General features: G+C 65.8%; 11 protein-coding genes and 1 pseudogene. 5 read left to right on the forward strand and 7 right to left on the reverse strand.

All coding sequences use genetic code 11. The annotated features are described in order from the left end of the window. Positions 1-23 precede the first annotated feature (23 nt). The 4 genes from GORHZ_RS13570 to GORHZ_RS13585 all read right to left on the reverse strand — a co-directional run bounded on the left by GORHZ_RS13570 (position 24) and on the right by GORHZ_RS13585 (position 6,390). The gene (locus GORHZ_RS13570; protein ID WP_006333882.1) at positions 24-1,709 is read right to left on the reverse strand and encodes a (2,3-dihydroxybenzoyl)adenylate synthase; all 1,686 of its coding nucleotides are present in this window, start codon (positions 1,707-1,709) and stop codon (positions 24-26) included. Continuing rightward, positions 1,706-3,799, reverse strand: a complete 2,094-nt coding sequence (locus GORHZ_RS13575; RefSeq protein ID WP_006333883.1) for an acetate--CoA ligase family protein — start codon at positions 3,797-3,799, stop codon at positions 1,706-1,708. Before GORHZ_RS13575 ends, GORHZ_RS13570 begins: the two co-directional genes overlap by 4 nt. Continuing rightward, on the reverse strand, positions 3,796-5,478 hold the full coding sequence (locus tag GORHZ_RS13580; protein WP_006333884.1) for an FAD-dependent monooxygenase: 1,683 nt from the start codon (positions 5,476-5,478) through the stop codon (positions 3,796-3,798). The genes GORHZ_RS13575 and GORHZ_RS13580 overlap by 4 nt, the downstream gene beginning before the upstream one ends. Before the next feature lie 96 nt (positions 5,479-5,574). Next, complete coding sequence (locus GORHZ_RS13585; RefSeq protein WP_006333885.1) at positions 5,575-6,390, reverse strand: PaaX family transcriptional regulator; 816 nt, start codon at positions 6,388-6,390, stop codon at positions 5,575-5,577. 311 nt (positions 6,391-6,701) lie between these two features. Between GORHZ_RS13585 and GORHZ_RS13590 the strand changes: the two genes are divergently transcribed. Further along, positions 6,702-7,535 carry an alpha/beta fold hydrolase gene (locus GORHZ_RS13590; protein ID WP_006333886.1) on the forward strand — a complete coding sequence of 278 codons (834 nt, stop codon included), beginning with the start codon at positions 6,702-6,704 and terminating at the stop codon, positions 7,533-7,535. A gap of 246 nt (positions 7,536-7,781) precedes the next feature. After that, positions 7,782-7,922 (forward strand): hypothetical protein, encoded by a 141-nt coding sequence (locus GORHZ_RS30870; protein WP_157205174.1) that lies wholly within the window; start codon positions 7,782-7,784, stop codon positions 7,920-7,922. Between the two features lie 174 nt (positions 7,923-8,096). Here GORHZ_RS30870 and GORHZ_RS31620 read toward each other — a convergent pair whose 3' ends face one another. Further along, the gene (locus GORHZ_RS31620) at positions 8,097-8,657 is read right to left on the reverse strand and encodes a class I SAM-dependent methyltransferase (protein WP_245551419.1); all 561 of its coding nucleotides are present in this window, start codon (positions 8,655-8,657) and stop codon (positions 8,097-8,099) included. A gap of 148 nt (positions 8,658-8,805) precedes the next feature. Here GORHZ_RS31620 and GORHZ_RS31625 point away from each other — a divergent pair, with 148 nt between their 5' ends. Then, the gene (locus tag GORHZ_RS31625; RefSeq protein ID WP_245551420.1) at positions 8,806-9,012 is read left to right on the forward strand and encodes a hypothetical protein; all 207 of its coding nucleotides are present in this window, start codon (positions 8,806-8,808) and stop codon (positions 9,010-9,012) included. On the opposite strand, the pseudogene GORHZ_RS32245 reads toward GORHZ_RS31625, so the two are convergent. Continuing rightward, positions 8,929-9,147: pseudogene (locus GORHZ_RS32245) on the reverse strand (SAM-dependent methyltransferase); the annotation flags it as partial. The gene GORHZ_RS31625 and the pseudogene GORHZ_RS32245 sit on opposite strands and share 84 nt — an antisense overlap. Before the next feature lie 367 nt (positions 9,148-9,514). Then, positions 9,515-10,759, reverse strand: a complete 1,245-nt coding sequence (locus tag GORHZ_RS13600; RefSeq protein ID WP_006333893.1) for a PucR family transcriptional regulator — start codon at positions 10,757-10,759, stop codon at positions 9,515-9,517. Between the two features lie 143 nt (positions 10,760-10,902). Between GORHZ_RS13600 and GORHZ_RS13605 the strand changes: the two genes are divergently transcribed. After that, positions 10,903-12,402, forward strand: coding sequence for a flavin-containing monooxygenase (locus GORHZ_RS13605; RefSeq protein WP_006333894.1), 1,500 nt, complete (start codon positions 10,903-10,905; stop codon positions 12,400-12,402). After that, positions 12,402-13,316, forward strand: coding sequence for an alpha/beta hydrolase (locus tag GORHZ_RS13610; RefSeq protein WP_006333895.1), 915 nt, complete (start codon positions 12,402-12,404; stop codon positions 13,314-13,316). Before GORHZ_RS13605 ends, GORHZ_RS13610 begins: the two co-directional genes overlap by 1 nt. Positions 13,317-13,483: the final 167 nt, after the last annotated feature.

Consider the following 13,483-nt stretch of genomic DNA (forward strand, 5'->3'; position numbering starts at 1 on the left):
TTAGTGGTCCTGTTCAGAACCACTTAGGTGGAGGACAGTTCACGTTCGAGGCGGGCGCGGATGTCCTCACGCATGGCCTTCTTGTCGATCTTGCCGACCTTCGTCGTGGGCATCTGGTCGACGAGGACGAGACGTTCGGGAATCTTGAAGCGGGCCACGCCCGCGGTCTGCATCAGGTCGGCGACGTCGGCGAGTGTGACCGTGTGTCCGTCCGCGACGGTGAGATACAGGCAGAGCCGTTCACCGAGAACCGGATCGGGCATGGCGACGGCGGCGGCCATCTCGACGCCGGTGAGCTGGTAGGCGAAGTTCTCGACTTCTTCGGCGGAGATCTTCTCACCACCCCGGTTGATCATGTCCTTGTCGCGGCCGGCGACGACGAGGTTGCCGTCCGGACGGCGGATCACGATGTCGCCGCTGCCGTACCAGCCGTCCGGGGTGAAGGCGCGCGCGTTGTGCTCGGCGGCCCGGAAGTAGCCGCGCGGGGTGTAGGGGCCGCGGGTCAACAATCTGCCGGGAGACCCGTCGGGCACCGGGTCACCGAGTTCGTCGACGATGGCGATCTCGTCGGCATCGCTGACCGGGCGGCCCTGCGTTGTTTCGATCGTCCCGGTGGGGTCATCGAGGCGGGTCATGTTGATCAGGCCCTCGGCCATGCCGAACACCTGCTGCAGGGTGGCACCGAGGACCGGTTGCACGCGGGCGGCGAGTTCGTCGGGCATCCGGGAGCCGCCGACCTGCAGGACACGCAGCGAGGAGCCTTTCAGCGTGTGGTGCTCCCGCTGATGTTCGATCCACGATTGCGCAACGGCCGGGACCGCCGCCGTGACCGTCACTCGTTCGGCGTCGATGGTCTGCAACGACCGCTCCGGCGCCGGGCTGGGAAGCAACACCACTCGCCCACCGGCAACCCAGGTACCGAGGATCCCCGGACAGGCGAGCGCGAAGTTGTGGCTGATCGGCACAGACGCGAGATAGACCGTGTCCGAATCGATTTCAGTGACCTCGTTGCATTTGCGGATGTTGTACGCGTAGTCGTCGTGAGTGCGGACGATCAGCTTCGGCAGACCGGTGGTGCCCCCGGAGAGGAGCAGACAGGCGATGTCCTGGCCGGCCGGCTCGAACGGCTCTCGCTTGGCCCCGGGCACCGTTGCGATGCACTCGGCGAGAGCGAATTCGGGAGTCGCGGAATCCGGCAGACCTGCACTGAGCTCCCCGAGCACGAAGATCGATTCGATGGTCGTGGCATCTTCGGCGACCTGCTGGGCCACCACGCGGAGATCGGTGGAGCGGTCGGTGGCGGCGATGACCAATGCGCGCGCCTCGGCCAGGCGCGCGAGGTGGGTCAGCTCGGTGCGGCGGTGCGCAGGAAGTGCCATCACGGGGATCACACCCGTGCGGAAGCACGCGATGGTGAGAGCGCCGAATTGCCAGCAGTTCGGCAGTTGAAGCAGTATGCGATCCCCCGGGGCCAGACCGTGGTCGAGCAGTCCTCGCGCACAGGATGTGGACGCATCCCAGAGTTCGCGATATGTCATCCGGACGTCTCCGTCGATCACTGCGGGATCGTCGGGCCGGATCTCGACCTGAGCAGCGATGAAGGACTGGATCGAGCGGTCCTGCCAGTACCCGGCATCGCGGTAGGCGGCCGCGGTGTCATCGGGCCAGCGGACGACGCCATCGATGGCCAGTGGTGTACGTGTACTCATGACTGCTTACCTTTGCTGGTCGATGTCGGCACGATGACCGCGTCGAGTGCGATGAGTCCGGACGTGGTGAGGCGCAGCGGGTTGATCTCGATGTCCTCGACTTCGGGGTGTGCTTCCAGGAATCCGATGAGCGTGGTTGCCACGCGCGCGAACGCCGCGCGGTCCAGGGTCGGGCCGCCACGCCATCCGTTGAGCAACGGTGCGCAGTCGAGGTCGTCGAGCATCCGGGCCCCGCCTGCGACGGTGAGTCGGCTGCTGCGGATGGAGATATCTCCGATGGCCTCGGCCGCGGTTCCCCCGAGGCCGGCGACGAGGATCGGTCCGAATGCCGGGTCTCGTCGTGCCCCGAGGATCAGTTCGACACCCGGTGGCGCCATCGTCTCGAGCAGATAGGCGGGCGCACCGATGGCATCGAGTGCGTCGAGCGCGGCATCGAGCCCGCCGGGTGTGCTGACACCGAGGTGGACTCCCCCGACATCGGTCTTGTGCAGCACCGTGGCGTCGAGGATCTTCACTGCGATCGGCTTCGTGAGCTCGGTCAGCGCACGGTGTGCCGCCTCCCGGTCACGGCAGACCCGGCGTTGCGGAGTGGCGATACCGAGATCGTCGAGCAGATCCTTCGCGGCCGCCTCGTCGAGACCATCGGTGACAGCCCCAGCTGTAGTCGCGGGGATGGCAACCGGTGCGTCGGCCGCGTAGAACCGTTGACGTGCGTCACGCACAAGCGCGTCGACGCCCACGGCGAGTGACGTCGGGGACAGCAGCGTAGGGGCACCGACCGACTCCGCATTCCGCACCGGGCCCTCGACGACCCCGGCGGGGCCGCCGATCCCGAGAACGACCGGGCACGTCTCGGTCACTCGCGACTGGCGGACTGCGTCACCGAGGTCGATCGCACCGGGTTCGGCCAGGCTGTAGACCGCCACCGCATCGATCTGCGGATCGGCCGCGGTCATCGACAGGACCCGGGCAAAGGTCGGGCCGGGGCGCCCGGTGTCCACCGGATTCTCCTGGAAGGTCAACGGCGGTAAGACCTTTGACAGGTTCCGTATCGTCTCGTCGGCCAGGCGGGGGATGGCCACCTTACGGGTCTGCAGTTCGTCGAGGATCATGAGTCCCGGCCCCGCCTGCGCGGTGACCACACCGATCGCGGGGTCGGGACCCGGGGCCAGGCGGGTCTGGCTGAGCACCGTGAGCGCGTCGACGAGTTCGAAGTCGTTGTCGACGATCACCGCGCCGGCCTCGGCGAGCAGCGCGCGACTGGTTCGCCAGGAGGTGGCCAGCGAGCCGGTGTGCGACTCGGCGAAAGCAGAGACGTCGCTACGGCCCACGACGATGGCGACCACCGGTTTACGGGTACTCACCTCGCGCACCGCGGCGAGCAGTGCGCGGCCGTCGTCGACGTTCTCGATGTGCAGGGCGATCGCCGAGATGGTCGGATCGTCGCCCGCATACCGCAGGACGTCGACGATCGAGACGTCGACGCTGTTGCCGAGTCCGACACCCAGGCCGATGCCGACGCCCCGCTCGGACAGCAGGAACGAGAGCGCATGGTTCATTCCGCCACTCGCGGCGACCACGGCCACGCTACCCGGGCGGATTTCGGGGACGGTGGGAACGAAACTCGCGATCACACCGTCGGGGCGGAAGAAGCCGGAGGTGTTCGGCCCCAGCACCCGAATGCCCGTCCGGGCAGAGATCTCGGCGAGCTGAGCCTGCAGCGCGGCACCGGGCTCCCCAGTCTCGGCGAATCCGCCGGAGCAGATCAGCGCCGACCCGGCACCCAGGCCTGCGGCCTCGGTCAGGGCAGCGGGTGTCGCCTCGGCGGGAATGCAGAGGACCGCCAGGTCGATGGGTGCGCCGTGGACGTCGACGGCCGCGCCCAGCGTCGGATGGAAGGGTGCTCCGTCCTCACGGGGATTGATGCCATACACCGAGGGCGTCGTACCGGAGACCGCGGTGAGCATCGCGGATCCGAGCTTGCCGGGGTTGGCCGACGCGCCGACCACCGCAACCGATGACGGCCGGAAGAGCCGATCGAGCGGGACCGTCGGGGGTGTCGGCGCGTGCCTGCTGGTCAGTGCGGTCATCGGTGTGCCTCCGCGAGTGCGCCGGACGGCGCCCCGGTCATGACCTGCGGCTCGTACGCCACCGCATCGGCGCGACCGGACAAGACCATCGTTGCCGCATTGTCGCGCTCGTCGACGGCTCGCCGGGCACGTACGGCCGACGGCGGGTCGACCACGATGACGGGAATCGCATGGCCGAAACGGATGTGTTCGGCAGCCAGGGCGCGCGACAGCGGTGTCCCCCCTCGGATGACGATTCCGGCCGGGCCCTCGGAGCACAGTGCATCGAGATGCGCTTGGGTTTCGGCGCTCAGCGACGTCGTCGCCAGGTCGGGGGCCGTGAACACGACAACCGCGCCGGGAGCGGTCCGCTCCGACGTGGCCACAGACGAACTGCCGTCGCCGATCTGCAGGGTTCCGCCCGATCCGGCATCGCGGAGGGACAGGAGTCGTGTGGAGAAGGTGACGCCACCGACGGTCAGTGGCGTGTCCAGGGGCCCAGCGCCGTAGGTCTCGAGCCAGCCCCGTTCTGCCGAGGCCACGTATTCGGGATCGCGCCGGGAGATCTTCTGTTCGGAGATCGCCCGGCTGAAGAAGTGAAATCCGAATTGCCACGGCGCGAAGGCCCGGTAGTACTCGCCGAAGTGATCCCACCACGACAGGCTCGGCAGTGAGGAGTCCTGGATGTGGGCCACCTGCGGGTGACGAACGGTCTCGAAGTCGGACAGCGCGCCCGCGATGTCGCCGGGCTGGGCCGACAGTGCGTCGGCCAGTGCCGCGGCATCTTCCATCGCCATCTTGGTCCCCGATCCCACCGAGAAGTGGGCCGTGTGAACGGCGTCGCCGATCATGACGAGGGGTACGCCGGACTCCGTCGTGGTGTGCCACCGGCGGGTGCGGCGGGTGCGGAAGTTCGCCCATCGGGAATTGTTGGCCACCAACTGATGGCCATCGGTCTCGTCGGCGAAGAGGTTCTCCAGATAGCGCTGAGTGACCTCATCCGACGGACCGGGCGGGGTGGACATGTCGAATCCGTCGAGTCCCGCCGCACGCCAGGCCTCCTCGTCGGTCTCGACGATGAAGGTGCTCAGCCCCGAACCGATCGGATAACCGTGGACGGCGAAGTTGCCGTGTTCGGATTGCTTGTGCAGGAACGTCAGCCCGTCGAACTGATAGGTCGTACCGAACCAGATGAACTTGACCGCCGCCTGGTCGACGGTGTGTCCGAGACCTGCCGAATAGCGTTCTCGGGTCACTGAGTTGGCGCCGTCGGCGGCGATGATGAGGTCGTACTCGCCGCCGGCCGCCAGATCGTCGACATCGACCGGTGTGGCGAAGAGCAAACGGGCACCCAACTGTTCGGCTCGCTTTCGCAGGGCGTCGAGCAGTACCCGGCGGTGGATCGCCGCCATCCCGTTGCCGCCGGCCGACACCGTCTCACCATGGGCGCGGACCTCGATGCGGTCCCAGTGGGTGCCGTTGGTGCGCAGTGCATCTCGGAGAACCGGGTCGACCGTGTCGATGTTGTCCAGGGTGGCGTCGGAGAACACCACGCCGAAGCCGAAGATGTCGGTGGCCTTGTTGCGTTCGAAGACGTCGATGCGTGCACCCGGAATCCGGTGCGCGATCGCGATCGCGGCAAACAAACCACCGGGGCCGCCGCCGATGCACGCGACACGTAACGGAGAAGAAGATGACATGAAAAGAAGCCCTTCGACGAGGAGCGGGTCGAACTCGCGGGGTACGTCCTACACACCGAGTATGTAACACCCATAGCGGAAAAGTCAATCACGATGTTACATATCGCGGTCGTCGAGCCCGACGCCGATCGTCGACACCACCAGATCCTCGGCGGGTTCCCGTAGAAGTTCGTGCGCTTCGACGAAGACCTCGTGCGCCAGCCGCCCGCGCCAGCCCGGCGGCAGGAGTTCCTCGGGTAGATCTGGGTCACGGAACGGGTATCGCCGATAGTCCTGGATGAGCCGCATGCGCTCGATCAGTGCGTCCCGGCCCGCCATGCCGCGTCGATAGCGCGCCATCCGGGGCTGATACGTATCGATGAAACCCTGGTAGTCGACTCCCAGGTCGGTCAGGTCCCAACACCGTTCGGCGATGATGCGGTCCACCGTCAGGCCTGCGGTGGAAGATTGCAGGAACTGCACACACAGCTGGTCGCCACCGCCGAGCATCTCGCTGAGCTGCTTGCGATTGTCGTGGGGCGAAAACCACACCGCGCCTGCGTAGTTACCGAACCCGAACCAGGTCAGCGCGGTTTCGATGCGCTTGCGCTGATCCCGGTCGATGCCGTCCCCGTCGAGAAGCGCCTGCGTCCAGACCCGGTTCCAGTCGTCGAATGCCCGATCGAAGATGCGACGCCGGCCATCGTCGAGGAGATGCCAACTCTTCTCGTTGAGTCGGTAGGTCACCTCGCGCCCCGATTTGTCCGAATCGAACCACCCGTCCTTGCGCAAACGTGTCATCACCACGCGGACGGTGGCGGGCTCGACATCGAACAGACCCATCAGTTCGGTGAGCGGCCCCAGGCGGACCGCTCCGCCGGCGTACCGGAAGTATTCTCCATACAAGTCGAAAACAATGGCGCGTGGACGCATCGCGCTCTCCTTCGTGTATCGACCGTGTCACCGGAGGTACGGACTTACGGGCGTGAGACCCCGAGTCGGCGTGTGTCCCGATCGGCCCGCTGGAAGACAATCTATCGCGATTTCGCCAAACCTGTAACAAAGACCTGAAAATTCCGGTATCGATGTTACATAGTGGTGATCGTCACACATGGCTTTGCACACGAGGCCGGCTGGCCGGGCCGCGCAAGGTCCGTCACCGAGATGATCCGGGCATGCTGTGTCGGGATCACCGGCCGATCCCCGCCCGTCACCGAGAATTCGCACAACAACACGGAGTATCAATGTCTGATCAAGTAGATGCGCTGTCGCACACCGAGACCCTCGCAACAGAATCAGCCGACGGTACGACGATCGGGTACCACCGGCTGGGCGAGGGGTCGCCGATCGTCATTGTTCATGGGAGCATCTCGGGCGCCGATTCGTGGCTGCCGGTGGCCCAGGAACTCGCCGCACATCACACCGTGTACGTTCTCGACCGGCGCGGTCGGGGGCTGAGTGGTGACGCCGAGGACTACGACCTCGGCACCGAAACCGATGACATCAACGCCGTCATCGATGTGGCAACCCGGGAAACCGGCGAACCTCCCGCCCTGTTGGGCCACTCCTATGGAGCCATCTGCGTGCTGGAGACGATCCGCCGGGGTGGTGCGGTCACGTCCATGGTGCTCTACGAACCGCCACTCGCGGTCGATGGCCCCGTGGCCGGCGAGCACCTCGCCGAGTATCGGGCAGCGGGTGCCGAGGGCGATTGGGATGGTGCGATGCAGGTTGCGTGCGAACACTTCCTCCGCATCTCGCCCGAGGAAACCGCCGGGCTGCGCTCGACCCCGCTGTGGGCCGACTTCGTCGCGCTTGCTCCGACGTGGTCCCGTGAGCTGGCCGAGATCGATGCGAGTGCAGCGGTGAATGCCGAGTATGGTGCGTTGACCGTGCGAACCGTGCTGCTCGTCGGCGGCGAGAGCCCGAGCCATCTCGTGGGTGCGTCGGAGTACCTCGCCTCCCGGCTGCCGGACGCGACCAAAGTGGACTTCCCCGGGCAGGGTCACTTCGCCAATCTGATGGCACCGGCTGCGGTCGCCACCGCCATCCACGAGTTCCTGGAACCGGTGGCCTGACACGCGGGCGGCGGGTCACTGCGTGCCCGCCGCCCGGTCAACACCTCGGCCCGAGCAAGCGCCCAACTGGCCGCAGAACGAGTCCCCGCGGAGGCGACGCGCATGCGGATGCTCGTCGACGAACTGCTCCTGCCGGCACGGATGGATGCGGGTCAAACCGCTCGATGAGGTGCCGGTCGATGTGTCCGCGATCGTCGAAGATATCTGTACCGACGCCGCGATCGTCCACTGGATCATCGGATCACGGTGACCACACCCGAGCACGTCGTGGTCATCGGAAATGAGCTGCGGCTACGTCAGACGTTCCGGAACCTGGTCGGCAATGCCGTATGGCACACCTCGCCCGGAACGCATGTCGAGGTCGAGGTGACCGACGGCAACCGGTGATCATCCAGGTGATCGACGATGGACCGGGATTGAGCGACGACCAGCGCGCGCATCGCGCGAAATCGATGGAGGTTTGCCGCGGTTGCCCGCGGCGCCCCACGGCATGGCTATCGAATCCTCACCCGGGGCGAGGCGAGAGGTCGGCATCGTCCGGCGTTATCCCATTGACAGCTGTCAGGGCCGCGCTTCGAAAATCAGGTTGAACGGAGTCTCTGTCGCGCGCCGGAAGGTGGTGAAACCACCGTCGTCGACCATCACTTTCCTCAACGCCTGCTCCCCAGCCTGCGCGCCCAGCGCCGGCCCACCCCGCGCCAATGACACGGGAACACAGATCATCGTTGATGCCGCGTACCAGAGTCGGCCCACCGGATTCAGATTTTCGGTGGTCTGGTCACCCGCGAACGGTTCGACGAGCATGCAGCGGCCATCGGGTTTCAGTGCAGCTCTTGCATGTCGAGCTGCACCGGATGGATCCGCCATATCGTGCAAGCAGTCGAAAAACGCGATGAGGTCATAATCGCCGCCGCCGTAGGACGTAGCCTCGGCAACCTCGAAACTCGCATTGCTGACACCTGCTTTCGCCGCCCGCTCGCGCGCAGTTTCGATCGACGGGCCGTGATAATCGATGCCGACGAACTGAGAGTGCGGGAATGCCTGTGCCATGAGGACGGTGCTGGCACCGTGTCCACAGCCGACGTCGGCCACACGACCGCCGACGGTGAGCTTGTCGATCACACCGTCGAGTGCGGGAGCCACGAAGAAACCAGGTTCGCGTTGTACCCGCCCCTGAAGAATCGCTCGGTGCCGTCGAACAGGCAATTGTGGTGCTCGCCCCATTCCATCCCCTCACCGGCCGGAAATTCTCCACCGCACGCTGATATACGTGGAAGAGATCTTGGACGACCTCGTAGGCACCGGGCAGATCGACAGGACCGTTCGGGTCGGCGAGGCAGAGCGTCTGTTCCTCGTTCATGTAGTACTCGTCATTGGACTTGTCGTATTCGATGTAGCCACCGGCAGCCTGATTCGCCAGCCACTCGCGGATGTAACGTTCGTTCGTTCCGGTCTTGGTCGCCAAATCCTGGGCTGACCAGCGGTTCCCGGCTAGTGTCTTGTACAGGCCGAGCTCATCGCCGATCAACATCAGCACCGCACTCGCCGACGTGCCGAGATCGCCGACCGCCTTGCCAATGAATGCATTGAGTCTGTCTTCAGTCACGGTCATTGCCAGCTCCTTTGCTTATCGCGACATCCATAGCAAAACCTGCGGGTCAGCCTGTGTTGATTGAACTTTGGCGTGATCCGTGCTTACCAATTCTGTTTCGTCTGGACACTCAGGCACATATCAATTCCGTTGCTGTCACCTGAGTGCTGGGTTCTCGGGGACTCAAAGGGACTTGAAAAAGGGACATTTCGAACATTATGCCTCCGGCACAACGGAACTCGACGACCTAATCCGGCGGCGGTGCTGCGACTCCGTGACGGACTTCCCGCCCCGCAACGCCGCATCTCGCGGCTTTCCGGCGGAGATGAGTTGTGTTGGGCACGGGGTCGTCATTTCGCCACGACGACCGGCACATGCGTCGCCCGTGTCACCGGCCGCCCCGCCGCCCGATCAGTACCTTCGGCCCGAGCAGATGGGCGATCTCGAGAGCCGTCATCACCGCCAATCGGCGGTCGCCCAGCGGGTGACCCAGCAACTCGGTTGCCTTGCCGACACGCTGCAGGACCGTGTTGCGGTGAGTGTGGAGCCGCTGCGCCGCCAGCGACGCGTTGTCCGCCTCCGAGAGGAACACCCGCAGGGTGGCACGCAGCCGCTCGCCACGTTCATCGTCGGCGGCGAGGGCCCCGAGAGTGTCGGCGACGAATCGTGCGGCTTCCTGTTCGTCCCGGGCGATGGGCACGATCGGCGCGACGTCGGCGAAGGAGACGAGCCGCTCACCGCCTGTGTTGTCACCGATGATCCGTTCGACGACGAGCGCATCGGCATGGGATGCGCGGAATCCGGCGAGTCCGGTGAGGGTGGGGCCGACCGCGACACGCATGGTGGCGGGCGCTCGCCGCATCGCGCGCGCGAGCGCAGCCATCGACGGTTGTCCCTCGCTCGCGATCCACGCCCACATCGTCCGCACTCCGGCGACGATGGTCAGTGGCGGACGTGCACCGGTGGCCTGCGCCATCGAGGTGGCGATGGACTCCAGTGCGCCGTCGTCGCCGGCCGAACCGTCGAGCCACATCACCAGCGCCGTGTGCCGGCGCGACAGCTCATAGCCCAGGCGACCACTCGCCACCCGTTCGTCGATCGGTGCGCCGTCGAGGATCAGCCGCACCGTCTCCGTCCGCCGCGCGAGCGCGCCGCCGAGCATCTCCTCGCGGAGTCGTTGCGCCTCGGCAACCAGCGCGATCAGGACCACGTCGATGTAGCTGAACATCACCTCGGCGAATCGGCCGATGACCGCGACCAGCTCGGGTCCTGGTGGCGCGACAGTGGGTGCGAGTTCCATGAATCGCTGCCACACGACCGTCTGACCGCGCCGGTACGCCTCGAACACCACGTCCATTTCGAGTCCCCGTCGCACCACGGTGCGAACGACATCGAAGGCCTCCGGCGGTGGTTCTGCGGGCCCCACGCCGAGCGGGTCGTCGCGCACGTGCTTCAGCACGACTTCGACGTTGGCGCGGTTGCTCGCCGACATCTCCTCGGCGATCGCGCGATCGGCGACGAGGGGCGGGACGATCTGGGCCTCGGCATCGTTCATGGCGTCGACGAGGTCATCGAGTTCGCCCAGCATTCGCGCGGTGAGATCGGCGATCAGCTGGGTCTCTGCTTCGCTCACAGGGCCAATCGTATGTGCATGTCGACATGCCGCGAACAATATTGTGGAGGAAATGCCATCGTCTGCGCCCCAAGCGCCCGAATATCGTGAGTGCCATCACGATCAATCGATCGCGTCGATATGCATCACAAAGGAGTTGCGGCATGGCCCCCAACACACGCACAACCGACACCGACTTCGACGTCGTCATCATCGGCGCCGGCATCTCGGGGATCGGTGCCGCCTACCACCTCAAGACCCGGCGCCCGTCGACCTCGTTCGCGATCCTCGAGGGTCGCTCAGGCCTCGGTGGGACCTGGGACCTGTTCAAGTACCCGGGCATCCGGTCCGACTCGGACATGCCCTCGTTCGGCTTCGGCTTCAAACCGTGGACCCATCGGCAGTCGATCGCCGACGCGCACGTCATTCTCGACTACCTGGACGAGGCCGTCGACGAAAACGGCATCCGCACCCACATCCGCTACAACACGAAGGTCGACGGCGCCGACTTCGACACGCGGACCGGCCGCTGGACGATCCGCACCACCGATGCCGAAACCGGCGAATCCTCCACCTACACAGCCCGATTCGTCTACTCCGGTACCGGCTACTACAATTACGCGGCCGGATACACGCCCGAGTTTCGGGGACGCGACAGGTTCACCGGCCGGATCGTCCACCCCCAACAGTGGCCCGATGACCTCGACTACACCGGCAAGAAGGTCGTGGTCATCGGTAGCGGTGCCACCGCCGTCACGCTGATTCCCGCGATGGCCGACAACGCCGCCCATGTGACGATGCTGCAGCGATCGCCGAGTTACGTGCTGTCGCTCCCCGGCGAGGACGCGATCGCGAACTCACTCAACAAGGTGATCGGCCCGGATCGGGCCTACCGGATCATTCGGCGCAAGAACGTCGCCCTCAACCGCGGCATCTTCAAGGCGAGCAAGCGAGCACCGAGGCTCGTCCGCAAGCTGCTGATGGCCGACGTCAAGCGACGGCTGCCGAAGGGCTACGACGTCGACACCCACTTCAATCCGAGCTACGACCCGTGGGATCAGCGTCTGTGCATGGTTCCCAACGGGGATATGTTCACCGCGATCTCGTCGGGCAGGGCATCCGTGGTGACCGACCACATCGACACCTTCACCGAGACCGGCATCGCCTTGACGTCAGGCCAGCACCTCGACGCCGACATCATCGTCACCGCGACCGGGCTGGACCTGTTGCCCCTCGGCGGTATCGACCTGAGCGTCGACGGCGAATCGGTCGACATCGCCGACACCGTCGTCTACAAGGCCATGATGCTCAGCGGGGTGCCCAACTTCGTCTTCGCCATGGGGTACACCAACATCGCCTGGACGCTGAAGGTCGACCTCGTCTGCGCCCATATGGTCAGGCTTCTCGACCACATGGATGAGAATGGTCAGACGATCGTCACGCCGGTCCTGAGCGACTCGGCAATGGAACGCACTCCCCTGCTCGACCTCAGCTCCGGCTACGTCCAACGCGGCATCGACGCTTTCCCGAAGGCGGGAACGACAGGACCGTGGACGGTCAAGATGGCCTACGAGGACGACGTCGAGCGTCTCGCACACGGTCCGGTCGAGGACCCTGCGCTGAGGTTCGAGTCGACCACGGTCGAGGCCGAGGTGCTCGTGTGATGACTGCTCCGTGCACCGACGACGTCACGTTCACCAGCCACGGTATGCGCTGCGCCGCCTGGCATGTGCGTGCCACCTCGGATGACCTGTCACACGATGGATTGCGACCATGTGTCGTCATCGCGCACGGGTTCGGAGGCACTCGCGACACCGCATTGATGGACTTCGCCGAAGGATTCGCTGCCGCGGGAATCGACTCCTTCGTCTTCGACTACCGCACCTTCGGCGCGTCCGAGGGCACTCCCCGTCAGGTCGTGTCCTACCAGATGCAGCGCCAGGACTACCGTGCCGCCATTGATGCGGCCCGGCGGATGCGGGGCGTCGACCCCGAGCGCATCGCGGTCTGGGGTACCTCGTACTCGGGCGGTCACGTCATGGCGGTCGCGGCGGACGACCCGCGGATCGCGGCGGTGGTCTCCCTGGTGCCGGCACCCGACGGTGTGGCGGCTGTTGCGGAGATCGCCCGCTACGCAGGACCCGTCGCGCCGCTGAAACTGGTGGCGCATGGCCTGCGCGATGCGTTCTCGACGATGACCGGTTCGGCGCCGCACCGCATCCCACTCGCTGCGAAACCCGGTTCGGTGGCGATCATCGCCACCCCCGGTGCCCTGGAATCCTACGAGGCTATCGGCGGACCGACATGGCGCAACGACGTGTGCGCCCGGACGTCGCTCGAGGTCGCATTCAACCGGCCGACCACCCAGGCGTCGAAGATCCGGTGCCCCATGCTCGTTCAGATCGGCAGCCAGGATCAGGTGGCTTCGCCCGGTGCGGCACGGAAGGCGGCGCGGCGTGCAGGTGGCCCGACGACCGTACTGGAGTACCCGGTCGACCACTTCGACGTGTACGCCGGCGCATGGCAGGCAAAGGTGCTCGCCGACGAGGTGGATTTCCTGGTACGGGTTCTGGCCTGAGTCGGATAGGCGACACATCCCGCGCCGCCGCGTCGTCGACCGGCGGAGATGCCTGGACCGCCGAGATGAGTGCGGCGTGGACCGAGGTCCTGACGGCGGTCTCGTCACTCATGATGGCCGGCTATCCCGAAGAAGAGGTCGATTCCGGCGCAGCGTGACGATGCCGG

Source organism: Gordonia rhizosphera NBRC 16068 (genome assembly GCF_000298195.1).
Classification (GTDB): Bacteria; Actinomycetota; Actinomycetes; order Mycobacteriales; family Mycobacteriaceae; genus Gordonia; species Gordonia rhizosphera.